Here is a 24,893-nt window from a genome sequence, read left to right as displayed (position 1 = left end):
ATGCAGCGAAACAAAACCCTTGTCATCTCGAGTTTTTCTTCGCCGCACAGCACTATAAAATACTACCAAGCTGAAATAGCCGAGTCTCCAAATAATGTTTTAGCTTTTTCTTTAACTTCTTCTGAGTTTAAAGCTTTAACAAAAAGCTCCAATTGTGCTTTTTTGGGTGAGTCCTTACGAATAACAATGATGTTGGCGTAGGGTGAATCCTTGTCTTCACTAAATAGAGCATCATGCGAGGGATTCAAGCCTGCAGGTAAAGCAAAAGTAGTATTAATAACGGCTGCATCTACATCAGGTAAGACTCTGGGTAATTGTGCTGCATCCATCTCTTTGAACTGTAAATTATGTGGATTTGTTGCAATATCTTTTAAACCAGCATTTTGAGTTGTTTTCAATGTAATGAGTTGAGCTTTTTCCAATAATTGTAAGGCTCGCATTTCATTGCTGGGATCATTAGGCAGGGCAATGAGCGCTTTTTCTGGCAATTGGGTTAATGTCTTGTATTTTTTTGAATAAATTCCCATAGGATAAACAAAGGTTCTACCTATTGCCTCAAGCGTATATCCATGAGCTTTAACTGCGGCATTAAGATAAGGTAAATGTTGATAGACATTAGCATCCAGGCTACCGTCTTGTAATGCTTCGTTGGGTAAATTGTAATCATTGAAAGTTACAATTTTTATGTTTAAGCCATATTTATTTTTTGCGACTTCTTGTGCCGTCTCAACCAGTTCAGTTTCTGGTCCGGCAATGGTTCCTATCACCAGGGTATTTGGTGAAGGTTTGTTGCATCCAACAAGACTTAATAATAAAACGCAATAAGCTAAAATCCGCATTTAAAACTCCAAAAAGTGATTCAAATCAATTATGTAAAAAACGTTTCGCCAGATAATCCCCAACCATTTGCGTTAGTTGGACCATGACAATTAAAATAATTACTGTGGAAATCATGACTCCAGCATCAAAACGTTGATACCCGTAATTAATGGCTAAAGTACCCAAACCACCAGCACCAACGGTTCCTGCCATTGCGGAATAATTAACTAAAGTAATCGCGGTCACAGTAATGGCATGAATTAAAGCAGGTTTGGCCTCTGGCAATAAAATATGCAAAATAATCTGCCTGGTGCTTGCCCCCATTGCATAACCCGTTTCGATAAGACCCGATGGTAAACTCCGATAAACATTATCTACCAGTCGAGCAAAAAAAGGTGTTGCACCTAGGGTAAGAGGTACTATTGCCGCATTCATTCCGATTGAGGTTCCTACGATGAGCCGAGTGAATGGAATGATCGCTACCAATAAAATAATAAAAGGTATAGACCGTGCCATATTAATTAGGCCCGATAATGCTTTATGTAACTTCGGTCGGGGCTTGATGTGGCGTGATGAGTAGAGCCAAGTCCCTAAAGGTAAGCCAAGAACTACAGCAAATAAGGTACTGATTGATACCATGTATAATGTTTCAGTTGTTGCAATGAATAAATCATATGCCATTGGGAAGGACATAACCTAAAACCTCCACAGTTAATTTGGCTTGTTCGCAGCGTTCAATGAATGCTTGCAGTAAAAATTGATGTGCAGTTAATTCAACAACTAAAACGCCGCAGGTTACTGTATCATAACGATCAATATTGGCGAGTAAGATGTTAATATCAAGATTTAACTCACGACTTGTCCTACTAATAAAAGGTACCGTTGCTTCTTCCCCCTGGAAAAATAGACGTAGTAACGGTTTTTCGGTCACATAGTCAGCAAGTCTTTTGGTGAGGCACTCAGGCAATTGTGGACTCAGCTGAGCGTAGAGCATACTTCGTGCTAAGCTATCTTTGTTATTAAATACATTGGCTAGGGCAGTAGTTTCAGCCAATTCGCCCTCGACCATCACTGCTAATCGGTTACAGATACGTTTCACTACATCCATTTCATGCGTAATGAGCACTATAGTGATGCCATAAAGTGCATTAATTTTTTTCAGTAATGCTAAAATAGAGTCGGTTGTCTCAGGATCCAAGGCAGAGGTCGCTTCATCGCAAAGTAGAATTTTAGGGGAGCAACTTAAGGCACGGGCAATAGCAACTCTTTGCTTTTGACCGCCACTTAGCTGTGCTGGATAGGAGAATTTTTTATCGGTTAACTCGACAAGAGGTAGTAATTCTTCAATTTTATTACGAATGGTCTCTTCATCTATACCCTGAATGCGCATAGGAAGCGCAATATTGTCGTACACATTTTTGGAGTTGAGTAAATTGAATTGTTGAAAAATCATTGCCATTTTGTGGCGAGCTAAAGCTAAATTCTTTCTTGAAAGACTTGTCAAATCTTGACCATCTAGGATGACATGTCCTTCATCGGGTCGTTCAAGAAGATTAATACATCTTAATAGAGTTGATTTTCCTGCTCCACTTTTACCAATAATTCCGAAAATTTCACCTTCTTGGATAAACAGGTTAATGCCACGTAGGACAGGTTTACCCGAAAAGGATTTGAATAATCCGCTTAATTCAATCATTTATTATAACCTGAGATTATGCTGCGGGCGGGAGCTCAGAGGAATGCAAACATATCCGCTTTAGCCGTATTTTCAAAAAAGAATTCTTTTTTGAGCGTCCGCAAGCTGAAATTCAAATCGACGCCATGCAATATTATACATAAATTGTGAGCATAAACAACGTAAAGTTCCTTATTTATGGGCTTTGAAGGAAATCGGAATCTTGATAGAACGGTTTTTAAAATTTACTGGGGTGCGGAGCGAAATCCGGTGAGGGTTGCGATGGGATCCCGGGTTTCGCTACGTAACAAAGCTCCATTTTATCTTTATTCTTGTAGCTCTTCGCGATTCTTAAAATAATCTAAGGCTTCTGGATTTGCCAGAGATTGTAAATTATTCACTGGTAAACCATGAACAACTTGTCTAACTGCTATTTCAACAATCTTGCCGCTGATCGTGCGTGGGATATCCGCTACTTGCACTATTTTTGCTGGCACGTGCCTTGGTGAAGCATTTTGACGAATCGTTAAACGAATTTTATTCATCAATTCTTCTGTGAGTTCCATTTTGTCTCGTAATTTAACAAATAAAACAACTCGCACATCATCTTGCCAATCTTGGCCAATCACAATGCTATCAATTACTTCATCTATTTTTTCTACTTGGCGATAAATCTCTGCAGTACCAATACGGACTCCGCCAGGATTTAAAACAGCATCGGATCGTCCATAAATAATCAATCCATTGTGGGCGGTAATTTCTGCAAAATCACCATGGGCCCATACTCCAGGAAAGCGTTCAAAGTAGGCATGTTGGTAAGCGGTTCTGTCAGGATCATTCCAAAAACCTACAGGCATGGATGGAAAGGGTGCGGTACAAACTAATTCCCCTCGCTCTTCGTGAACCGGCTGGCCTTGTTCATTATAAACTTCAACAGCCATCCCAAGCCCAAAACATTGTAATTCACCTCGGTAAATAGGGAGTATGGGATTACCTAAGGCAAAGCAAGAAATGATATCCGTTCCACCTGAAATGGAACAAAGCTGGACATCATTTTTAATTTGTTCATAAACGTAATCATAATTTTTGGGGAGAAGGGGTGATCCTGTGGAAAGAATGCATCGTAAATGGGTTAAATCAAATTCATCTTTCGGTTTTACTCCTGCTTTTTCTATGGAAGAGATGAATTTGGCGCTGGTACCAAAAACAGTTACTTGTTCTTCAGCAAGGAGCTTAAATAAACGATTACTTTCGGGATAGGTCGGCGAGCCTTCATATAAGGTTAGCGTTGTTCCTAAGGCAAGCGCAGAAACGGTCCAGTTCCACATCATCCATCCGCAAGTAGTATAAAAGCATAAGTTGTCGTTAGGATGCAAATCTGTATGTAACCCTAATTCTTTAATGTGTTGCAATAGGGTGCCGCCTGCTCCATGGATAATGCACTTAGGTTTGCCAGTCGTTCCTGATGAGAACATAATATAAACTGGATGTTCGAAAGGTAAAGAAACAAATTCGCAGTGACTTGCTGGACGAAGAAAATCATTCCAATATTGTGCTTTGGGCAATCCAGAACTATCTATAGATTCATTTATATTGGGACAGATAACGATTTGCTTGAGCGAAGGAATAGCATCGTTTAGTTGTTTGATTTTTTCCAACCCACTGTGTTTTTTACCTTGGTATTGATGTCCATCACATATAAACAATATTTTAGGCTCAATTTGACCCAACCGATCAATTGCCGCTTGTGCGCCAAAATCAGGTGAGCAAGACGACCAAATTGCTCCTAATGAAGTAGTGGCAAGCATAGCAATAATGGTTTGCGATGTATTGGGCATTAAAGCAGCTATTCTATCACCAACCTTAACCCCTGCTGCTTTTAAACCTGCTGCACATTGTGCAACCAGTGCATAAAGTTGCTCATAGCTAATTACTTTTTTATCGTTATCTTCATTAAGACTAATCAAGGCTGGATGTTTGTCTGTACGTGATAATAGTTTTTCAGCAAAATTAAATTGAGCCCCCGCGAACCAATGCGAGTTGAGCATTTGATTATTTTTACCGTGATTCAAAATCTGGTATGGTACTGTATCGAACTTAACATGAAAAAAATCGCAAAGTGTGGGCCAAAATGAGTCTGGATGTTTAGTAGACCAGGTATGCATATCTTGGTAATTTTCAAAAATTTGGGCGTTTTTTTTGGCCGCGAATTCCATAAAATGCCACATCCTACTGTCTTTAGGGTGTTTTGGCTTCCATACGGTTTCATTCATGTTTCATTCTCTCTTAATTATTGAAACGATTCTATGCTAATTTTTACACTTCATATCGGTCAACTCGATGCAATTAGATAGTCTCAACGGAGTGAGTTGTAACTAGGATAATGTCTTAAGTACAAGGATTTGCTAACATTGCATTTGCAACTTTAGATTGATTTTTACGTCCTAAAATTTTACAGATCATGTCGCCAGCTGTCACAATTTTAAATATATCAACCCCAGTGTTAATTCCTAAACCATGCATTAAGTATAAAACGTCTTCAGTGGCTACATTGCCGCTTGCTCCGCGTGCATAGGGACAACCGCCCAGTCCAGCAACGGAACTATCAAAACGGTGAACTCCATGTTGTAATGAGGAATAAATATTAGCTATGGCTTGCCCATACGTGTCATGAAAATGCATTGCTAGCTGGTGCAAGGGTACTATTTTTAAGACGTGATCAAGCAAAAGATGGGTTTGATGGGGTGTTCCCACGCCAATCGTATCTCCTAATGAGATTTCATCGACATCTAGGTCTAACAACCGTTTAGTTACCTCAACGACTTTTTGTGGCGCTACACTTCCTTCATATGGACAGCCAAGAACACAGGAAATATAGCCTCGTACTCGGATGTTATTTTCTTTAGCTAAGGCGAGAACAGGTTTAAAACGAATAATGCTTTCTTCGATAGAACAATTAATGTTTCGTTGGTTAAACTGTTCGCTTGCTGCGGTAAATACTGCAATTTCTTTAACACCTGCTTCTAGTGCTTTGAGCATTCCCTGTTCATTAGGAACCAGTGCCGAATAGTGAAGGGATGATACTTTTTCTACAGCCCGGAATACTTCATTATGGTCCGCCAATTGTGGAATTGCCTTCGCAGATACAAAGCTGGTCACCTCGATATATTGCAGGCCGGATTTACTTAATAAATTGATTAATTCAATTTTGTGTTTGCTCGACACAAAAGAAGATTCATTTTGCAACCCATCTCGAGGGCCTACTTCTATAATGGTTACATTTTGCGGATAGTCCATAATTATCTCTTTTAATATTCCCGAGGCGGTTTTACGTGCTGGTGGACGAACTATAATCCACGCGAACCTGGAGTATTTTGGCTTCAGCCAGCTTAATCTACTGTTCAAACTTAGTTTAAGAATCTGCCTCACTTAATGCCAGTAATTCCTCTCCTTCATTCACTTGAGCGCCTACAGTATAAAATATATCCAGTAAAATTCCGTCGGTGGGGGCATGAATGGTATGCTCCATTTTCATAGCTTCTAATACAATCAAGCGATCACCAGCTTTCACCTTTTCACCAATATTTTTTAAAATGGCGACCACCGTAGCTGGCATGGGCGCAGTAAGTTGCCCTTTATGAGCAGTGGTTTGGGTACCTAGGGTTTCCCAATTAAATCGTTCAATAGTAATTTGCCCTTGATTCGTATACAAGGTTAGGGATTCTTTTTTATTCTCAATTGTAGCGTGAAAATATTGTTTTTTTGTTTCAATATGAAGTTTATTCCCGACTAAATGTGCATGGATCACATGTTCGTACGTTTTGAATTGCACTTTAAACTGACTCTTATTAATTGGAGTAATAAAAGCTTCAATCAGCTCATCCCTATCTTTATAGCGCCATATCCAATGACTTGTTAATTGAGATTGCCAAGAAAACGTTTCTGCCAATAAGGGATCTTGTAAAGAACTTATATTGTGCAAATAATCAAAGCCTACAGCCATGAGTAGGGCAGTTTCTTTGTTTGGTATTGGGAGTTTTATTTCTTCTTTACTTAAAAAATCAGTACTGAGTTCTGCCTGTTTAAATTTAGGGTGTTGGCAAATAGCTTGTAAAAATGGAATATTTGTTTTTACCCCACCAATAAAATATTGGGATAGAGCCTGTTCTAATCGAGATAATGCTTCATCACGATCAGTTCCCCACACAATAAGCTTAGCGATCATGGGATCATAGTACATAGTAATTTGCGAGGAGATTTGTACTCCAGTATCTATGCGTATGCCATCCCCTGAAGATTCTTGCAAAAAATGTATTTGCCCTATTGAAGGGATGAAATCGTGATGCGGATCTTCAGCGTAGATGCGGCATTCTATTGCATGACCCTGTGCTTGAATTTTATCCTGTGACAAAGGTAAAGGTTCATTAGCAGCAATTTTTAATTGCCAGGCCACTAAATCAAGTCCCGTAATCATTTCCGTTACTGGATGTTCTACCTGCAATCGAGTATTCATTTCCATAAAATAGAATTGTTCTGAGCCATCTACTAAAAACTCAACGGTACCTGCACCACTGTATTTGATAGAGCGTGCTACTTCGCAAGCGGCCTCAGCAAGTTTTTGGCGTAATGTTGAAGATAAATTGGGTGCAGGGGCTTCTTCAATAATTTTTTGATGTCGACGTTGAATGGAACAATCGCGTTCGAATAAATGAACTACATTGCCATGATTATCAGCCATGATTTGCAATTCAACATGTCGAGGATGAAGAACTAGTTTTTCAATAATCATGGTGTCATCAGCAAAACTTGCCATGGACTCACGTTTGGCTCCCGCTAAGGCAGCACTAAACTCCGATTCCTGGTGAACCGCCCGCATTCCTTTCCCGCCACCACCATTTGCCGCTTTAATTAAGACAGGAAATCCTATTTTTTTTGCCTCAGCCAGCAATTTGTCTTCGGCCTGTTCACTGCCATGATAGCCAGGGGTTAAGGGCACTTTGGTTCGTTCCAGTAATTGTTTGGCTAATTGTTTGGATGCCATCGCTTCCATAGCTTCAATAGAAGGGCCAATAAATATAATACCCGCCTCCCTACATGCTTTGGCAAACTCAGGATTTTCAGATAAAAATCCATAACCAGGGTGAATGGCTTGTGCACCAGATTCCTTGGCAATCTGAATTATATTAGTGATATTGAGATAGCTGTCTTTAGCAGGTGCATCACCCACAAAATAAGCACTGTCAGCACTGCGTACATGCAAACTGTCTTTATCAACCGAGGAATAAATAGCCACTGTTTGAATGCCCATAGAACGAGCAGTTTTGATAATTCTGCACGCAATTTCACCGCGGTTGGCAATAAGAATTTTATTAAACATAGTGCCTCATTAATTTAACTTTTATATGCTCTCATCATTATCTAACGTAGTCCGAATGCTTTGTAGCTTGGTGCAGCGAAGCGGAACCCGGGAATAATAGGTCACCAATCCAGGGTTTCACTGCACCTTCACTAAGCCCTACATTAACATACTACGATTTTAGCCCCAATTAGGCGTTTCTTTCTTTAAGAATGCATTAAGCCCTTGTTGTCCTTCACTGGATACTCTTTTTTTAGCAATCAAAGATGCAGTGTAAGAGACAAGCTCTTCATTTATTTTTTTATGTGCTACATAACTTGTTAGTAGTTTGGATGCTTTGACTGCTTCAGGAGCATTACTGCTGATTTGTTTTGCGTAATTAAGCGTGAACTCCAGCAATTTGTCTTCGGGAACACAATGTTGTACTAAATGCAACGACAATGCTTTAACTGCATCGAAAATTTCCGCGCTCATGAATAACGCTTTAGCGCTGCGCTCACCGATAGCTTGAACTACGTAAGGACTAATTACTGCGGGTATCAAACCTAATTTCACTTCCGAAAAACAAAAACGTGCTGATTCAGAGGCAATAGTAATGTCACATGCTGCAGCAAGTCCTGCGCCACCACCAAAAGCTGATCCGTGGACCATGGCTAAGGTCGGTTTGGGACTTTGATTTAATGTGAACATTAGCTTACCAAGTACCATGGCGTCTCGTAAATTTTCTTCTTCATTATACTGAGCCATGTTTTGCATCCAACCTAAATCAGCGCCTGCAGAAAAATGTTTTCCATTTGCCTTAAGGACAATAACTCGGACATTGGAATTGACAATTGCTGCATCAAGTTGGTGTTGCATTTCACTTAAAAGTTTATTATCAAAAGCGTTATGTTTGCTCACTCGATTTAGGGTGAGTAAACATAAGCGATCATGAATTTCGTACAACAAATCGCTCATGAGTATGCTCCTTACATGCGAAATACGCCAAATCGGGTTGGCTCGATAGGATTATTTAATGCTGCTGATAAACCTAAACCTAATACTTTGCGTGTATCCTGTGGCGCAATGACTCCATCATCCCACAACCGAGCACTGGCATAATATGGATTTCCTTGCATTTCATATTGAGAACGCAATTGTTCTTTAAAGCGCTCTTCCTCAGCCCGAGGCCAATCGCTCCCTTGCTTGGCTAATTTATCTCGATTTACTTGTGCTAAAACATTAGCTGCTTGTTCTCCACCCATTACTGAAATACGTGAGTTAGGCCAAGACCACATAAAATTAGGATTATAGGCACGCCCACACATGGCATAATTACCCGCTCCAAAACTACCGCCAACAATTACCGTAAATTTTGGAACATTTGCATTGGCCACTGCGGTCACCATTTTGGCACCATGTTTTGCAATACCCGAGGCTTCATATTTAGAACCAACCATAAAGCCGGTAATATTTTGCAGAAAGAGTAAAGGAATTTTACGTTGGCAACAGAGTTCGATAAAGTGAGTTCCTTTCAGGGCACTTTCACTAAACAAAATACCGTTGTTGGCAATTATTCCTATAGGATAACCATATAAATGTGCGAAGCCACAAACTAGAGTGGTACCAAAGAGGGCTTTGAACTCATCAAACTCTGAACCATCTACAATCCGTGCAATAATTTCACGAATCTCAAAAGGTTTTCTTGGGTCAGCAGGGATGATGCCGTTAAGATCCTTACTGTCATAGAGTGGTTCAACGGTCTCAATACGCTTTAATTGTTGCGGTTTTTTGCGGTTCAAATGACTTATAGCGACACGTGCCAGATGAAGCGCATGGGCATCATCTTCTGCATAATGATCTGCTACACCTGAGTGCCGGCAATGGACTTCTGCACCACCTAATTCTTCTGCACTGATGACTTCGCCTGTCGCTGCTTTGACTAGAGGAGGGCCGCCAAGAAAAATCGTGGCTTGATTCTTCACCATAATAGATTCATCTGCCATGGCTGGAACATACGCACCCCCAGCAGTACAAGAACCCATTACTACTGCAATTTGAGGAATATTTTGCGCCGACATTTGTGCCTGATTGAAAAATATCCGCCCAAAATGATCACGGTCAGGGAATACTTCATCCTGATGAGGCAGATAAGCGCCTCCTGAATCTACTAGGTAAATGCAAGGTAAATGATTTATTAAAGCGATTTCTTGCGCTCTTAGATGTTTTTTTACCGTTAATGGATAATAAGTGCCGCCTTTTACAGTGGCATCATTGACCACAATGACACATTCAATGCCTGAAACCCAGCCAATTCCTGTAATTATCCCTGCAGCGGGAACCGCATCATCATAAACTTGATATGCTGCAAGCTGGGAAAGTTCAAGAAAAGGACTGCCAGGATCAAGAAGTTGTTGTAACCGTTCTCTTGGTAATAATTTACCATGTTTTAAATGACGAGCTCGTGCTTTTTCGTCGCCGCCTAAAGCAATGTGCTGAATTCGATTTTGTAATTCATCTACTAAAGCTTGCATGGCCGCCTGATTGGTCTTGAACTCTTGACTGCTTGTATTGATTTGACTGATTAATTTTGCCATGCCTATCCTCATCGTACCAAAATATCGCTTAAAACGATGATTGTCCAAATAATCCAGGTAATCGCAATAAAGTGAGGCATATCCCCACCTTTTATAAGCCTATAAGCAAGCGCCGGAATGGCAGTAATGATCAGAGGCAATAGGATAAGAACGAGAATTTTGCGAATCACCAGTCCCCAACCCGTTTGGCTGAATATAGGGGTTAATTTCAAATTAATATAGGTAAAAAATACATCAATGTAGACAATAATGAGGTGAGCGTATTTAGCAAAAAGGACTACTAAAATACTCATTAATAGGTAGATAAGACTGTGTCGTATCATGAACATCCTTTTTATTAAAGATCCCCCATCTCACAGATAGGGGATGTTTTCATTTTAAATTAATTCAATTGCCATTGCGGTTGCTTCACCACCACCAATACATAATGAAGCGACACCACGTTTTTTCCCTTGATGTTTTAATGCGTGAATTAATGTTACTAAAATACGCGCGCCGGATGCCCCGATAGGGTGACCCAATGCACAAGCTCCGCCATGAATATTAACCTGTTCTGGATTTAATTCAAGTTGTGTCATAGCGGCCATTGTTACTACTGCAAATGCTTCATTTATTTCATAAAGATCTACATCATTTTGTTTCCAAGAGGCTTTATTCATGACCTTACGAATCGCATCTACAGGTGCTGTAGTAAACCACTCAGGGGCTTGCGAATGGCTGGCATGGGCAACAATGCGAGCAATGGGCTTGATCCCGCGTTTTTCTGCTTGTCCAGCACTCATTAAAATTAGACTTGCTGCACCATCAGAGATGGAGCTTGAATTGGCTGCGGTAACGGTTCCGTCGGATTTAAAAGCGGGTTTTAATTGAGGTATCTTTGACATTTTTGTGGCATCAGGACCTTCATCTACAGACACAGTGATGTCACCCTTACGAGTATTAATAGTTACTGGGACAATCTCTTCTTTAAAGGCACCGTTTTCGATTGCTTGTAACGCTCTGTTCATGGAACGAGTAGCAAATTCGTCTTGTTGCTCTCTGCTAAAATTAAAGTGACTTGCTGTTGCTTCGGCAAAAACACCCATTAATTTCCCTCTATCATACGCATCTTCTAATCCATCCAAGAACATATGATCTTTTAATTCACCATGTCCTAATCTGTATCCTGAACGTGCTTTACTCAAGAGATAAGGTGCATTACTCATACTTTCCATCCCACTTGCAAGAACAATATTTGTAGTTCCTGCACGGATTAAATCATGAGCGAGCATCACGGCTTTCATTCCTGAGCCACACATTTTGTTGATTGTAGTTGCTCCTGAAGAATTGGGTAAACCTGCTTTAATTGCAGCTTGTCGCGCAGGAGCTTGACCAATTCCAGCTTGTAAAACACAACCACTAATTACTTCATCTATTTCAGCTGGGCTAACTCCTGCTTGAGATAGGGCAGCCGCATGTGCAATTGCTCCTAATTCTGGAGCTGAAAGACCTGATAAATTGCCTAACATGCCCCCCATAGGTGTTCTTTTTGCTGCAACGATTACTATGTCATTCTGTTCCATTTTCATTCTTCCTTATGCTGTTTCTTTAAAAAGTTCTCGTCCAATAAGCATTCTTCTGATTTCAGAAGTACCAGCCCCTATTTCATACAATTTTGCATCACGCAGTAGGCGTCCTGTAGGATACTCATTGATATATCCATTACCACCAAGGATTTGTATTGCTTGTAATGCCATTTGGGTTGCTTTTTCAGCAGTGTATAAAATCACGCTTGCAGCATCTTTACGACTAACCTTACCTTGATCACAAGCACGTGCAATGGCATATAAATATGCTCTTGAGGCACCCAGGTCGGTGTACATATCGGCTAATTTCCCTTGAATGAACTGAAATTCGCCTATAGGTTGTTCAAACTGTTTACGTTCATGTATATAAGGTAAAACAACATCCATACAAGCTTGCATAATCCCTACTGGGCCTGCGGCCAAAACAGTACGCTCATAATCAAGTCCACTCATTAATACTTTTACACCTTGATTCACTTCACCTAAAACCTGTTCCGCAGGGATTTCACATTGTTCAAATACCAATTCACAGGTATTTGAACCACGCATTCCTAGCTTGTCGAGTTTTTGAGCTGTTTTAAATCCGGGCATTCCTTTTTCAATCAGAAACGCAGTGATACCTTTACTCGCAGCCTGTTTATCGGTTTTGGCATAAACAACCAGAACATCGGCATCAGGCCCATTGGTGATCCACATTTTTGTGCCGTTGAGAATATATTTATCGCCTGCTGGACGAGCATGTAATTGCATACTGACTACATCGGAACCTGAGTTGGATTCACTCATAGCCAGTGCCCCAACATATTCTCCACTAATAAGTTTAGGCAGATATTTTTGCTTTTGCGAATGATTACCATTTAAATTAATTTGATTGACGCATAAATTGGAATGAGCCCCGTAGCTTAGGCCTATGGAAGCAGATGCTCGAGAAATTTCTTCCATAGCGATGACATGTGCAAGATATCCCATATTGGCACCACCATATTCTTCACTGGCAGTAATTCCTAGTAACCCCATATCCCCTAATTTTCGCCATAAATGATTTGGAAAAGTGTTACTTTCGTCAATTTGAGCAGCAAGTGGGGCAATTTCAGCACGAGCAAATTGGTAGACACTGTCGCGCAACATGTCGTAAGTTTCGCCGAGTTGGTAGTTCGGGCCTATGTACATAGCTGACTTCCTGTTGTTGTAACTACCTCTCTGCACTAGATTTTAACGAACACAAAAAAATTCGTCTGTTAATGCAGAGTGGGTAGTCTGTTGATTTTTATAAATGTGTTAGACTATACCCAATCAAGTTGAAGATGCAAATAGAATTTCTCATATCTTTTTTGCAATGGAACAAGTTAAAGAAATGATTTGATGAACCCATTGAAATAAGCCTTGATGAAATCAGCTTTTTGGGGATTGACGGGCTTTGTTTAAGTTAAATAGGCAGGGTTAAATAATTATTTATTTTTACTATTCAATTTATAGAGTAATAAGTGTTTTATAAATGCTCCTTTACCTGATTTGAAAAATCGCCTAATCTTAAGCCAATGGAAAAACTGCTGAGATTTTTGAGGTAGTTACAACCAAGTTTATGCGTTTAGTTTTATCTATTTAGGAGAGTCATACATGCGTAAATTAGTACTCTGGGGACATAGTGTTGATGAGTATCGTGAGATGTTTGATTTGTCTCAAGAGGATATGAATTCAAAGATATTGGAATATGGATGTGGTCCCAGTGCAGTAAACGCTCAACAATTCCAAGAAGCGCATCAAGCTGTAAGTTGTGATCCCTTGTTTGTTTTGGATAAAGATACCTTATCCTCCAAAGCAGTTATGATTTTTGCACAAATGGCCGATGAAGTAGGTAATCACCAAGAACAATTCGACTTCAGTCGCTTTGGAAGTTTAGAACAATTGCTTGAGCATCGACGTAATGGAATGAAAAAATTTTTTGCTGATTATGAGCAAGGTAAGGCAGAGGGACGATATTATGGTGCAGCAGATTATCATTTGCCTTATCCCGATTTTTCTTTTGATTTTGCATTAAGTACGAATTACTTATTTGCAGACTTAGAAGATCAAACTGTTGAATTTCATTTAAATGTAATTCGTGAACTAGCCAGAGTAGCTAAGGATGTAAGAATCTTTCCCTTAAATGATATGGAGGGAAAAACTTCTGAGTTCTTAGGTCCTGTATTATTGGAACTCCAAAAACAGGGCTATGGTGTAGAAATTAGAGAAGTTGATTATCATTTGCATAAATCCGAAAGCGCTATGTTGCGTGTTTGGGCACAGAAATGTGATATTTAATTAAATACACCCTGGGTGAAGCGAAGCGAAACCCAGGGAAGAATCAACTCAAACCTGGGTTTCGCTTCGCTTCACCTAGGGCCAAAAGGTTTTTTATGTATTCGATGTTACGTCCTGTACTTTTTAGTATGGATCCCGAAAGGGCGCATACTCTTAGTTTGTCTGCTTTGCATTATATACCTAAGTTTTGTTTCAAAAAGATAAAGCCTAAACCTATTGAAGCCATGGGATTACAATTTCCCCATGTTGTTGGTTTGGCTGCCGGGTTGGATAAAAACGGCGAACATTTAGATGCATTAGCTAAACTAGGTTTTTCCTTTATTGAAATAGGTACGATCACCCCAAGACCCCAAATTGGTAATCCTCAACCACGATTGTTTCGTTTGACCGAGGCTCAGGCGATTATTAACCGTATGGGGTTCAATAATCAAGGTGTGGATGCGATGGTGGACCATGTAAAAAGAGCACGTTATAAAGGAATTTTGGGTATTAATATTGGCAAAAATAAAGATACACCTTTGGAAGATGCTGCAAATGATTACATTCATTGTTTGGGTAAAGTATATGAGTATGCGTCCTATGTGACCATTAATATCTCTTCACCCAATACCCCCGATTTACGTCAATTGCAGCAAAAAGAATATTTTGCCAATTTATTGTCGCAAATTCAGGCTGAACAAACTAAATTGTCCGATAAATTTCAACGCCATGTACCTTTAGTGGTTAAGGTTTCCCCAGACGAAGATTCAGAAACATTAAAACAGATGACTGAAGTAATTCTACAGTATGGCATTGAAGGAATTATTGCGACGAATACAACCTGTTCTCGAGAAGGGGTAGCTCATTTATCAGATGCTAAGGAAACTGGGGGGTTAAGTGGTAAACCTTTATGGGGGTTATCTACCCAGTGTTTGAGTTTGCTCAAACAATATGTGGGAAATGATGTTAGCTTGATAGGAGTCGGAGGTATCGATAATTGTGATAGTGCTCAGGCTAAATTGGATGCTGGTGCTTCATTAATCCAGGTGTATACGAGTTTGATTTACAAAGGACCTGGTTTGATATATGAGCTATCAAAAGAATTAAAATGGTAATAATTTGACCTACGGAATCCTGATCTTTATCACGATGCACTGAGGATAAATATTTAGATGAAATGCATTACTAAAAATTTGGCAAGACAAATGGAGTCTTGCATCAAGCAAACCCATATAGAAGTAACCAAGCAGTATTCCGAAGGAAAGATATTGGAACTTAACGGAGGCGCTGCTTGTTTTTCAGGAACTGACTCTTATTTATCACAAGTAGTGGGGTGGGGATTTAATACCAAACCCACGAATTTTCGTTCGGAAATAGAGCGTATAGAGCTCTTTTATAAAGCATTGAACCATACTCGTGTAGATATTGAATTATGTCCTTTTGTGGGAAACGACCTTACAGTTTTTTTAAGCCAGCGTGGTTATTGCATCAGCGAATTAAACAATGTCTCAATATTAGATTTAAATATATATCAGCCTTTTGACTGGGTTGCCGAGCCTTTAATTATTAAAGAAATAAAACCTCATGAATTGAATGAATGGGCTAAAAAGGTTGCCTTGGGTTTTGATGCTCCTGAGGCAGAAGATCAATTTTCTCGTTATGTTCAATCTAAAGGGGTCAGTGCTTATGCAGTTTACGATCAGGAGGTCATTGTTGCAGGCGCTACGATAGCTATTCACGGGGATTTTTGTGATTTAGGGGTGACCAGCACTTTGCCCGCTTATCGAGAGAAAGGTTTACAAAAAAAATTACTTAAGGCTCGATTGAATCATGCAAAACAACAAGGCGTGTCTTGGGCAACAGTTACTACAGAGCCGGGAAGTGTTTCTGATTGTAACGTGCAAAAGATAGGTTTTCATTGTGCTTATACACGGATCAAAATGACCTTAGAATGACAGTTGATCTCCATCAATTTTTGAAACCCTTAGTTTAACCTAATAAATTTGGATGGACATAACTCACTTATAATCGAATTCCATATGCGGAACCACTAGGGTACATTTTTGTATTTTAAGGAATATTAGCACTTCCATGTAATAACAGTTACAATAACCCATGTTTCGATTGAGTTACTTGAGTCATGAAAAAGAAACTTACTGTTAAAACCAGCATTTTATACAAACGTTTATTAGCTTATGTGAAACCCTTTTGGCCCATTCTGGCGTTAGGTATTTTCGCTAACATTTTGTACTCCCTGATTGACGCTGGTTTTACATACATGATGCGTCCTTTTTTCGATAAAAGCTTTATTAATGTCGACATGGATTTCATTAAGAAAATTCCTTACATCGTTTTAATAGGAATTACTTTGAGAGGGCTTGTCAGTTCATTGGGTAGTTATTGTATGACCTGGGTTGCCCGCTCGGTAGTTAAAGTATTAAGAGAAAAGGTTTTTAATCATATTCTTCACTTACCTGCTGATTTTTATGACGAGGCCACTTCCGGACAAATGCTTTCCAAAATTCTGTATGACGTGGAACAAGTTGCGCAGGTTAGCGCCGATGCTTTGACGGATATTGTACAAAATATTTGTTTAATTATAGGTTTTCTCACCGTTATGATGGTAATTTGCTGGCAATTATCCCTCATGTTTTTGTTAACTATTCCCTTTGTAGGCATTATTGTGAACTACACCAATAAACGTGTACGCCGAATAAGTCATAAAGTACAAAAAACCATGGGGGAGGTTACTGAAATTGCCAGTGAAGCAATTGAGGGCTATAAAGTAGTGCGTATCTTCGGAGGGGCTACTTATGAGTCTGGAAAATTTTGTAAAGCTATAGAACATTCACGCCAAAATGATATGAAAGTTGCTGCAAGTAAGGCGCTGAATGTGTCTGGGGTACAAATTGTTATCGCGGTAGGCATCGCAGCAATTATTGCAGCAGCAATTCAATTATCTACAGTAGTGATTATTTCTGCAGGTTCATTTTTAGCAATTATTGCTGCAATGATACAACTCATTAAACCGATGAAAACCCTAACTACATTAAACGCTGTAATACAAAAAGGTTTGGCCGGTGCTGAAAGCGTATTCACCATGTTGGATCTGCCTATTGAAGAAGAACAAGGTATCGTTTTATCCCGGAGATCCAAGGGCACTCTTGAATTTAAGCATGTATCTTATGCATATAGAAAAGGTGAACAAATATTACATGATGTAAGTTTCACTGTGGAAGCAGGTCAAACGGTTGCATTAGTTGGTCATTCTGGAAGCGGTAAAACAACGATCGCCAGTTTATTACCTCGTTTTTACGAAGTAACTCAAGGCGTTATCACGTTGGATAAGACTCCTATTAATCAGATAAGTTTGCCCAGTTTGCGTGAGCAAATGGCTTTAGTGAGTCAGAATGTGACTTTATTTAATGACACTTTAGCCAATAACATCGCATATGGTCGTTCGGACGTAAGTCGTCAACAAATTATTCATGCTGCCAAAATGGCTTTTGCTGATGAATTTATTATCCGTTTTCCCGAGGGTTATGATACGCGGATAGGTGAAAATGGTGTATTACTCTCTGGTGGCCAACGACAGAGAATAGCAATTGCACGTGCCATTCTAAAAGATGCCCCTATTTTAATTCTGGACGAAGCAACATCTGCTTTGGATAGTGAGTCAGAGCGATATATCCAAATCGCCTTGGATGAAGTGATGAAAAATCGCACTACTCTGGTTATTGCGCATCGTTTATCGACAATCAAGCATGCGGATAAAATCATAGTAATGCAACACGGCCGTATTATAGAACAAGGTACTCATCAGGAGCTGCTTGATTTACAAGGCTATTATGCACAACTTCAAGGAATGCAGCACATAGATATGTTTCGTGAGGACGTGGTAGCCTGATGTCTATTTTCCTAAATAGATTATGGTATGGTGACGAACATCCACTTCGTTGGATCTTGCGTCCCTTGTCTTGGGGATACTCCGCCGTAGTTTCAGCGCGACGTTTTTTTTTGCAACGTTTTAGTCAAATAGACTGTCCGGTTCCTCTGATAGTTGTAGGTAATATAACGGTAGGGGGAGTAGGTAAAACCCCTTTAGTTATTGAATTGACCAAGAGAATACAGCGAAAAGGGTTACGAGTTGGTATCGTTAGCCGTGGTTATGGGGCAGCGACCAAAAATTTCCCCTACGAAGTACATATTAATGATTCGGCTCTAAAAGTTGGAGACGAACCGTTACTATTAGCCCAAAAGACCCAATGCCCTGTAGTAATTGCGCCCAAACGCACCGAGGCTGTACGGTATCTTTTAGAAAAACATCAAAGTCAAATTATTATTAGCGATGACGGGTTACAACACTATCGGATGGGAAGAGCTATTGAAATTGCCGTCATTGATGGGACGCGAGGCTTAGGCAATGGCCTTTGTTTGCCTGCGGGTCCACTGAGAGAGTCTGCGGCACGTCTGGAACAGGTAGATTTTATTGTAGTTAATGAAGGCAAATGGCATGAAGACTCAAAGACCTTATCTGCGAAAAAATCCTCTTCAAGATCGTTTCAAAAGAGTTCTAATACCTATTCAATGGTATTAAAACCTGGAAAAATTAGAAAATTAAGCACAGATGAGGAAATTGAACCACCTCAAAATGAAAAATGGGAAGCGATTGCTGCGATAGGTAATCCCCAACGTTTTTATTCCACTTTGTTGCAATTAGGGATAGAATTCGATACCTGTTCTTATCCTGATCATTATCAGTTTAAGTCAGATGATTTGAATTATTCGAAATCACTTATTATTATGACGGAAAAAGATGCAGTGAAGTGCCGAGCATTCTGTTCGGATAATATGCATTATTTACCCGTAGAGGCTGTATTGGATGATGCATTTTGGGACGCATTGTGGTTACATCAACAGTTAAAAGGTTATTGCTGATTATGTTTGCTTGGATTCGCTGTTTTTTATTATTAATCATGTTCCCCATAAGTACAGGGCTGTTTGCATTTGAAATAGAACCAGTGCCGCAAATGATACAAGCTCTTGATCCTACGGTAGGAAGCTGGACATTTTCAGGTATGGTAAAAAATGAGAGCGGCGATCATTATGGCTATTTTTTTGAAATGCAGCGCCAAGGCTCAGATTTTCATACTAAAGCGGCCTTAATTGATGGGCAAACAAATCAATTGGTCTTTTTTTATGAAGGCCAGGAGAAAATAGAACAATCTACATCGCTTGATTGGCATATTGGTTATTCCTTTATTCGTCACAACCCCATCAATGACAGCTGGGTTTTTGGTGTTAAAGCAGCAGATAAGAAAGGCTTTAATTTCAAGGTGGATATGTTAAAGCAAGCAAATAATGCCAATGAATCGATATTGCGTCCTGGGGTTAAACTTCAAGTGTTACAGACCAGTCAGCTCAACGGACATGTCCGTATTGATGAAAAAGAGCAATTTGTTACCGGGAATAAAGCCTGGTTTGGTAAATTAGTATTAAATGATGTGCAGAAAGACACCCATGATATCAGCACAACTTTTTGCCGCTTAAACGATGATAACGGGTTTTACTCGGCAAACCTTAAAGAAAAGGATGCAACCAGTGCAGCTGTTGCAGGTTGGCTTGATCCATTAGGTAATAAAGTAAAAATGTCCCAATTTGTTGCTTTAAAGCCTTTAAAAGATGATCAGTGCATGCTTAGTATTGGTCTACCTAAATTGCACCTCACTCTAATTAATACCCTCAAGACGAACGATCCAGCACTACATACAGTTGCAGGGTTCTCTAAAGAGGGTCGAGAGGGTTTTTGTTTTGTAACACAACAATCTTTTTTAAAAAACCAACCGAATGAAGCCAGTGTGAATCAAGATAAGATTACGGCTTGAGCTATTTACTCTGTAGCCTCGATGCTTTTAGCGTGTTCTTGGCATAAAGAACTTCATATCCCGAGATATCGCTGAGCTACAATCAGGCTACATTGTGGGTATTGAAGGCTCTTGTTTTTGTAAAGTCTGTTCTTTGTCTTTATCCCATTGAGTTTGCAGCTTTTTCAATCGTTCTTTTACGTCAGGAGCCAGTTCAGGGAAAACTCTTTTGGGAAGAGGTTTTTTATCCACTTCGGGAGTATTCAATGCCCCTAGCATCATTCCAGATGAATCATGTTTTGCCAGATGAGGGTCTGATTGCTCTTCTAGTTCGCGTGCATGTTTGGGATCTACAATCCACATAGCATCCGATAGTGCGGGGATACACATATTCGGCTTATCATTAACCCACCAACCTAAATCACTCATGGCTGCACGTACGAAATCTGCATCATCGTTTTCTTCATCAAGTGCATAGCTTAGTATCGTCATGAGTGCTTTTTCTGGATTCTTATACTCAATTGGAAGTTTGGCATTTAAATTCAAGAAACTAAACCAACCATGGTTTAATTTTTCATGGTACTTTTGTGCAAATTGTTTGCATAATAGTTTAGCACTTTGTTCTGGAGGTGCTGAGAGTTTATATTTACCCAAACCTTCCGGACTTTTGTAGTATTCAGACATCAATAAAGCATGCATAGTAGCAGTTGGATGTACGTCATCCCAAAACATGTGTCCTTCGCCTGGGGAAACACCGCCAGGTTTTATGGTAATATTGTGTGACTTTGCATATTCCAGGTAAGGTTCTTGTAGTTTATCTTTCTTGAAGTAGCCAGAATATATAGAATTTTCGTTATCTCGGACATCTTCGTAAACTTTAGTAAAGACAGCATTTATATTAAAAAGATCCATTGAACATTTAGGATTCTCTTGTTTTAATTGTTCAAATTTTTTATTTAGTTCACTATTAAAATATTCTGAAATTGTGTGAGCTTCAGCTTCTTTATCCGTACCTTTGAAACGTGGGGTAAGGGATAAATCGGGCAAGTTACATAAAACAAAATTGGTATAGCCATTTGCCATTAATGTCTTAATATTTTCTATAGTACTTTGAACAGCAAGATCAGCGGCTCTTTTTGTCATGTCCGAATTAGCCGTAATTAAATCATTTGCTCCAGAAAACAAGGTGACTAGTGTTTTTTTCTTTTGCTCACTAGTAACTTCCTGTTTTTCATTATCTACTAAAAATTCTTTTACCTCCTTTGACAAGCTGGAGATAAGCAAGCGAGTGAAAAAAAGTTTTATCGCGGTGAGCGGGGAAAATATTGAAAGTAGGGTAAATTCCCAGCTGTAATCATGAGAAGTGGCACCACCTTGGCTGTAATTTGCAAAGAAATTCCGGCCGTTAAATTGAGCTGTGCGCCCATTATCGAGTGAGTAATAGTCTTGAACATATTGCCTATAACTAGAATCCGATATTAATTTATCTGATATATCATCTGAAGATTCTAGCAATGAAGCCTTAGTGAGTAGCTTTTCTCTCCGATGTTTTAGTACATCTTTTTTGTATCGACTGGCGAGGGCAGCATCAGCTAAATCTGCATTATCAAGTGCATATCGGGGTTTTTTTTCGGTTTCTGCGATGTTTTCTCGCTTTGCCCTGAATAAATGGGCTATTTCTCTATCCTTTGCTTGCTTTTTCCGTTTCACTTCATTGGATTCAGCGGTAACTGCATCCAAAGTGTATTTCTTTCGCTGGAAATGTGATTGAGAAAGAACATCATCACTGATATCTGCATTATCAAGGTTATATTTTCCAAACCGATGTTCAGTATCTTTCTTTATTTTGTCGTCATTAATAAATTTACTAATGAGCGTTGCTCGCAGCACATCTGCCCAAGTATAACCATTGGTAAAACGTTCTTTAGGAGACTGATCGAGTTTTAATGTTTTGCGCCACAGTTCACTCACTAAGGATCCCAGTGAAGAGAACTTTTCACCCATATTTTTACCGTCAGAAAGGCTATCGCCAAATACGACAAAGTAACTTATTTCTTTTGGAGAAGACTCAAGGGATTTAATTAATTCTTTAGGAGTCGCCATATAAAATATCAACATACTGGGCAATATTTGTAATTTTATAGATAAATTATTAAGGTTTTATTAATCAAGTAAGAATTACTGAATAGAGTGGGCTTCTAAAAATAAAGAAAAGGAGAAAAAGAAATATTTTGTCGCTTACATTTCTTTTTCGGGAAGAAATTGCGACAGCACACTTGCAATAATTAACGCAGAGGGAATAATTAATAGAGTCAGTTGATAATCGGCTAGGGTATGAAGATTTGTGTCGCCTTTAGAGAAATCCAGCAAATAGCCTACCAAAGGTTGCAAAAGAGGGGCTGAAGCCATTGCTAAGGTGTTGGTAAACCCTGTACAAGCAGAGAGCGACTCTGGTGGGGATAGTTCATTCGCAATAGTAAATGCAAGCATATACGCGCCGCAACAAAGCCCAATTGCAAACAAAAGTACTCCAAGAAGGAAAATGGAGTGTGTGGGTATGAAAAGAACAAAAATAAATAGAATGGCAGTAGATAAACATGAAATATGAATTAGGGGTTTGCGTTTAGGTAGATGAATGGAAAGCCAGCCGTAAATAGGGCAACTTAAACCCGCTCCTAATAAAATCATGGATGTAAGTATACTGGCAGTTTCTAGAGAACAATTTAATTTTAATTGGAGGAAAGGTACGGCCCACATTGCAGCAAAAACAGTGATAACAGAAAACTCCAGACCCACAAATAATCCGTTAATCCATACTAATTTATTTTTTAACATAAGGAGCAAATGGTTTTTATACTGTTGAGAATTAGTAATAACGGGTTGATTACTTGGAATGAAATTTGAGCATAAAAAAGCAATTAAAAGGCCGATGATACCACTTCCTGCAAGAAAATAATGCCAGCTAATCCGAGATATCTGTGAACCCATTCCAATCATGCAGACTACGGTAACAGTAAATCCTAGAGTTTCTGTAAGACCAATCATAAATGCATATAGTCTTAGGGGGTAATGTTGGCGCAGTACACGAGTCATACCTACAAAAGCAAAAGCAGAACCGCCACCGATAATGAGCCGTCCAAGAAAGAGTACAAATAAGTTATATCCTGTAGAAAATAACAAACAACCTACGGCACATAATAAGGCGTTTAAAGACAATAAAGTTCGCGTATTGTATCGATCAAAAAGCAGGCCTACGGGAATTTGCATTGTGGTATACACATAATAAAAAGCGCTACTTAATAGTCCAGCAGTGAATGCAGTGAGTTGTTTTTCCTGCATTATAGCGCCAATAATAATTCCTGAAGATAATTGCAAGAAAAATTGAAATAAGAGAAAAAATACACTGACCAACCATATAGTGGTTCTTTTTGAGCTGTTTGTAGGTGTTGAGGCCAATGAATTCATTAATTCTGTTTAAGAAAAAAGGCGAAATATATAGCATCATGGAGAAAGTGTAAATTTATTTTAAAAAATGAGAGCACTTTTATGGGTGTAATTAAACTTTAGTCTGGATGCAGTGCAGTTAGCTTCGTATTTAAGTTAAAAATTAATTCCCCAAGCAATGGGATAACCCACCCTATAAATACAACCAGGTTTTGATCGTATCTAAGGAAAATGAATGGTAGGTGCACCAACGCGCAATAATATTTTTATCTAATGTGGAAGATATTCCATGGACCTCATGAGTTAATTGTTTTGTAAGAAGTCCTATTGCAGCAAGGTTATGAAGGTAAAATTCGGGATCAATATATTTCATCGGTGTGGGGTCATTAAGTACAAAATTAATTGGCATTTTATGATTTAAAACCTCATCGTCACTAAAGTGAGGACCAAATTCATCATAGATTCCTAAGTTGGCGAGAATTTTTCCGCTAAACCAGGAGTGGGGATAATTGCTCATCACAGCTTTTTCACCAGTTGCGGTCACAACCACATTTGCTTCCATTAATACACGCTCTAACACACTGAAATCATCAGGAGCAATTGCTTTCATACCTAAGTTTTGGGCTAAATTTCGCTGGTTTTCATTCGGATCAACCACTACAACTGGAACTTTATTCTGAGTGCAGAAAAAGGCAAGCCCACGACCAATTTTTCCAAATCCAAAAATAACCCAGGAGGTTTCAGCGGGATTAATTCCTGTCAGTTGTGCCAGAGCCATATGACTGCTTTCAGCACATCCAAAAACTGTCTCGAGCTGTTTTGTCTTCGTACGATCCACACTAATCACAGGAAAATTAAGTGAAAGTTGTCGGTAAAATTGATCTCCAGAAGCAGTCAATTCAATCGCACCTATTTTAGGTTTTCCCAGGAATTGATAAAGCTGCGCACCACAATCGAAATATAGATCAAATGTTTCTCCAGCAAGTTCCCCTGGATCTTCTATATATCGGATTGTGGCTTCATTCAAAGAGGATACCGCTTGGGGATGAGCACGACAGAAGTTCGTAGGATTGGTTACTGTCACATCAGCACCTGCTGCGAGTAAGCAGGTTATTTTTAATAAGGTATTTGTTACTACCGGAACATGATGAGCTACTCTTAATCCAGCCAAAGGGCGTGTAGTACTCCATTCTGCAAGTTGTTCATGCATAAAAGGAGCTTCTGTGGGGGGATATTTTTGAAAGATCTTTTTTAGTGCGTCATGCATCATATTTCTGAGAAATAGTAAAGAAGGCTCCATCCTAGCATAATTGA

The 24,893-nt window shown here is 39.3% G+C and carries 20 protein-coding genes; 6 read left to right on the top strand and 14 right to left on the bottom strand.

Going from position 1 to position 24,893, the window contains the following annotated elements:
* Positions 1 to 62: 62 nt before the first annotated feature.
* The 11 genes from ACWTE2_RS14570 to ACWTE2_RS14520 form a co-directional block, all read right to left on the bottom strand.
* Positions 63 to 839, bottom strand: a complete 777-nt coding sequence (locus ACWTE2_RS14570) for a MetQ/NlpA family ABC transporter substrate-binding protein (RefSeq protein WP_454785911.1) — start codon at positions 837 to 839, stop codon at positions 63 to 65.
* A 25-nt stretch (positions 840 to 864) separates the two neighbouring features.
* The gene (locus ACWTE2_RS14565; RefSeq protein ID WP_182393222.1) at positions 865 to 1,512 is read right to left on the bottom strand and encodes a methionine ABC transporter permease; all 648 of its coding nucleotides are present in this window, start codon (positions 1,510 to 1,512) and stop codon (positions 865 to 867) included.
* Positions 1,490 to 2,515, bottom strand: coding sequence for a methionine ABC transporter ATP-binding protein (locus ACWTE2_RS14560; RefSeq protein ID WP_454785910.1), 1,026 nt, complete (start codon positions 2,513 to 2,515; stop codon positions 1,490 to 1,492). The genes ACWTE2_RS14565 and ACWTE2_RS14560 overlap by 23 nt, the downstream gene beginning before the upstream one ends.
* A 305-nt stretch (positions 2,516 to 2,820) precedes the next feature.
* Positions 2,821 to 4,767, bottom strand: coding sequence for an acetoacetate--CoA ligase (locus ACWTE2_RS14555; RefSeq protein ID WP_454785909.1), 1,947 nt, complete (start codon positions 4,765 to 4,767; stop codon positions 2,821 to 2,823).
* Between the two features lie 115 nt (positions 4,768 to 4,882).
* On the bottom strand, positions 4,883 to 5,791 hold the full coding sequence (locus ACWTE2_RS14550; protein WP_454785908.1) for a hydroxymethylglutaryl-CoA lyase: 909 nt from the start codon (positions 5,789 to 5,791) through the stop codon (positions 4,883 to 4,885).
* 115 nt (positions 5,792 to 5,906) lie between these two features.
* Positions 5,907 to 7,871 carry an acetyl/propionyl/methylcrotonyl-CoA carboxylase subunit alpha gene (locus ACWTE2_RS14545; RefSeq protein ID WP_454785907.1) on the bottom strand — a complete coding sequence of 655 codons (1,965 nt, stop codon included), beginning with the start codon at positions 7,869 to 7,871 and terminating at the stop codon, positions 5,907 to 5,909.
* A gap of 159 nt (positions 7,872 to 8,030) precedes the next feature.
* Positions 8,031 to 8,807 carry an enoyl-CoA hydratase-related protein gene (locus tag ACWTE2_RS14540; protein ID WP_454785906.1) on the bottom strand — a complete coding sequence of 259 codons (777 nt, stop codon included), beginning with the start codon at positions 8,805 to 8,807 and terminating at the stop codon, positions 8,031 to 8,033.
* 11 nt (positions 8,808 to 8,818) lie between these two features.
* Positions 8,819 to 10,426: a carboxyl transferase domain-containing protein gene (locus ACWTE2_RS14535; protein WP_454785905.1), complete on the bottom strand. Its 1,608-nt coding sequence runs from the start codon at positions 10,424 to 10,426 to the stop codon at positions 8,819 to 8,821.
* A gap of 8 nt (positions 10,427 to 10,434) precedes the next feature.
* Positions 10,435 to 10,749 carry a hypothetical protein gene (locus ACWTE2_RS14530; protein ID WP_182393229.1) on the bottom strand — a complete coding sequence of 105 codons (315 nt, stop codon included), beginning with the start codon at positions 10,747 to 10,749 and terminating at the stop codon, positions 10,435 to 10,437.
* Positions 10,750 to 10,803: 54 nt separating this feature from the next.
* Entirely contained in the window at positions 10,804 to 11,988 is a 1,185-nt protein-coding gene (locus ACWTE2_RS14525) for an acetyl-CoA C-acyltransferase (protein WP_454785904.1), read from the bottom strand.
* A 12-nt stretch (positions 11,989 to 12,000) separates the two neighbouring features.
* Positions 12,001 to 13,161 carry an isovaleryl-CoA dehydrogenase gene (locus ACWTE2_RS14520; protein WP_454785903.1) on the bottom strand — a complete coding sequence of 387 codons (1,161 nt, stop codon included), beginning with the start codon at positions 13,159 to 13,161 and terminating at the stop codon, positions 12,001 to 12,003.
* A gap of 447 nt (positions 13,162 to 13,608) precedes the next feature.
* On the opposite strand from ACWTE2_RS14520, the gene ACWTE2_RS14515 reads away from it, so the two are divergent.
* The 6 genes from ACWTE2_RS14515 (at position 13,609) to ACWTE2_RS14490 (ending at position 20,156) form a co-directional block, all read left to right on the top strand.
* Positions 13,609 to 14,292 (top strand): hypothetical protein, encoded by a 684-nt coding sequence (locus ACWTE2_RS14515; RefSeq protein ID WP_182393232.1) that lies wholly within the window; start codon positions 13,609 to 13,611, stop codon positions 14,290 to 14,292.
* A 95-nt stretch (positions 14,293 to 14,387) separates the two neighbouring features.
* Complete coding sequence (locus ACWTE2_RS14510) at positions 14,388 to 15,386, top strand: quinone-dependent dihydroorotate dehydrogenase (RefSeq protein WP_454785902.1); 999 nt, start codon at positions 14,388 to 14,390, stop codon at positions 15,384 to 15,386.
* 57 nt (positions 15,387 to 15,443) lie between these two features.
* Positions 15,444 to 16,226, top strand: a complete 783-nt coding sequence (locus tag ACWTE2_RS14505; RefSeq protein WP_454785901.1) for a GNAT family N-acetyltransferase — start codon at positions 15,444 to 15,446, stop codon at positions 16,224 to 16,226.
* 185 nt (positions 16,227 to 16,411) lie between these two features.
* Positions 16,412 to 18,178: a lipid A export permease/ATP-binding protein MsbA gene (gene msbA / locus ACWTE2_RS14500; RefSeq protein ID WP_454785900.1), complete on the top strand. Its 1,767-nt coding sequence runs from the start codon at positions 16,412 to 16,414 to the stop codon at positions 18,176 to 18,178.
* The gene (lpxK, locus tag ACWTE2_RS14495; RefSeq protein ID WP_454785899.1) at positions 18,178 to 19,209 is read left to right on the top strand and encodes a tetraacyldisaccharide 4'-kinase; all 1,032 of its coding nucleotides are present in this window, start codon (positions 18,178 to 18,180) and stop codon (positions 19,207 to 19,209) included. Before msbA ends, lpxK begins: the two co-directional genes overlap by 1 nt.
* A gap of 2 nt (positions 19,210 to 19,211) precedes the next feature.
* Complete coding sequence (locus tag ACWTE2_RS14490) at positions 19,212 to 20,156, top strand: hypothetical protein (RefSeq protein WP_454785898.1); 945 nt, start codon at positions 19,212 to 19,214, stop codon at positions 20,154 to 20,156.
* A gap of 87 nt (positions 20,157 to 20,243) precedes the next feature.
* Here ACWTE2_RS14490 and ACWTE2_RS14485 read toward each other — a convergent pair whose 3' ends face one another.
* The 3 genes from ACWTE2_RS14485 to ACWTE2_RS14475 all read right to left on the bottom strand — a co-directional run bounded on the left by ACWTE2_RS14485 (position 20,244) and on the right by ACWTE2_RS14475 (position 24,846).
* Positions 20,244 to 22,238 carry an SGNH/GDSL hydrolase family protein gene (locus ACWTE2_RS14485; RefSeq protein WP_454785897.1) on the bottom strand — a complete coding sequence of 665 codons (1,995 nt, stop codon included), beginning with the start codon at positions 22,236 to 22,238 and terminating at the stop codon, positions 20,244 to 20,246.
* Between the two features lie 135 nt (positions 22,239 to 22,373).
* Positions 22,374 to 23,600, bottom strand: a complete 1,227-nt coding sequence (locus ACWTE2_RS14480) for an MFS transporter (RefSeq protein ID WP_454785896.1) — start codon at positions 23,598 to 23,600, stop codon at positions 22,374 to 22,376.
* Between the two features lie 172 nt (positions 23,601 to 23,772).
* Positions 23,773 to 24,846 carry an NAD-binding protein gene (locus tag ACWTE2_RS14475; protein ID WP_454785992.1) on the bottom strand — a complete coding sequence of 358 codons (1,074 nt, stop codon included), beginning with the start codon at positions 24,844 to 24,846 and terminating at the stop codon, positions 23,773 to 23,775.
* Between the last annotated feature and the right edge of the window lie 47 nt (positions 24,847 to 24,893).

This window comes from Legionella nigrisilvae, assembly GCF_977063395.2.
This window is presented reverse-complemented; position numbering and strand designations above follow the sequence as displayed.

Coding starts and splice junctions, on each gene's coding strand:
- ACWTE2_RS14570 (WP_454785911.1), bottom strand. CDS start 839: ATGCGGATTTTAGCTTATTGCGTTTTATTATTAAGTCTTGTTGGATGC.
- ACWTE2_RS14525 (WP_454785904.1), bottom strand. CDS start 11,988: ATGGAACAGAATGACATAGTAATCGTTGCAGCAAAAAGAACACCTATG.
- msbA (WP_454785900.1), top strand. CDS start 16,412: ATGAAAAAGAAACTTACTGTTAAAACCAGCATTTTATACAAACGTTTA.
- lpxK (WP_454785899.1), top strand. CDS start 18,178: ATGTCTATTTTCCTAAATAGATTATGGTATGGTGACGAACATCCACTT.
- ACWTE2_RS14565 (WP_182393222.1), bottom strand. CDS start 1,512: ATGTCCTTCCCAATGGCATATGATTTATTCATTGCAACAACTGAAACA.
- ACWTE2_RS14505 (WP_454785901.1), top strand. CDS start 15,444: ATGAAATGCATTACTAAAAATTTGGCAAGACAAATGGAGTCTTGCATC.
- ACWTE2_RS14530 (WP_182393229.1), bottom strand. CDS start 10,749: ATGATACGACACAGTCTTATCTACCTATTAATGAGTATTTTAGTAGTC.
- ACWTE2_RS14515 (WP_182393232.1), top strand. CDS start 13,609: ATGCGTAAATTAGTACTCTGGGGACATAGTGTTGATGAGTATCGTGAG.
- ACWTE2_RS14560 (WP_454785910.1), bottom strand. CDS start 2,515: ATGATTGAATTAAGCGGATTATTCAAATCCTTTTCGGGTAAACCTGTC.
- ACWTE2_RS14490 (WP_454785898.1), top strand. CDS start 19,212: ATGTTTGCTTGGATTCGCTGTTTTTTATTATTAATCATGTTCCCCATA.
- ACWTE2_RS14545 (WP_454785907.1), bottom strand. CDS start 7,871: ATGTTTAATAAAATTCTTATTGCCAACCGCGGTGAAATTGCGTGCAGA.
- ACWTE2_RS14475 (WP_454785992.1), bottom strand. CDS start 24,846: ATGCATGACGCACTAAAAAAGATCTTTCAAAAATATCCCCCCACAGAA.
- ACWTE2_RS14555 (WP_454785909.1), bottom strand. CDS start 4,767: ATGAATGAAACCGTATGGAAGCCAAAACACCCTAAAGACAGTAGGATG.
- ACWTE2_RS14480 (WP_454785896.1), bottom strand. CDS start 23,600: ATGAATTCATTGGCCTCAACACCTACAAACAGCTCAAAAAGAACCACT.
- ACWTE2_RS14550 (WP_454785908.1), bottom strand. CDS start 5,791: ATGGACTATCCGCAAAATGTAACCATTATAGAAGTAGGCCCTCGAGAT.
- ACWTE2_RS14520 (WP_454785903.1), bottom strand. CDS start 13,161: ATGTACATAGGCCCGAACTACCAACTCGGCGAAACTTACGACATGTTG.
- ACWTE2_RS14535 (WP_454785905.1), bottom strand. CDS start 10,426: ATGGCAAAATTAATCAGTCAAATCAATACAAGCAGTCAAGAGTTCAAG.
- ACWTE2_RS14485 (WP_454785897.1), bottom strand. CDS start 22,238: ATGGCGACTCCTAAAGAATTAATTAAATCCCTTGAGTCTTCTCCAAAA.
- ACWTE2_RS14510 (WP_454785902.1), top strand. CDS start 14,388: ATGTATTCGATGTTACGTCCTGTACTTTTTAGTATGGATCCCGAAAGG.
- ACWTE2_RS14540 (WP_454785906.1), bottom strand. CDS start 8,807: ATGAGCGATTTGTTGTACGAAATTCATGATCGCTTATGTTTACTCACC.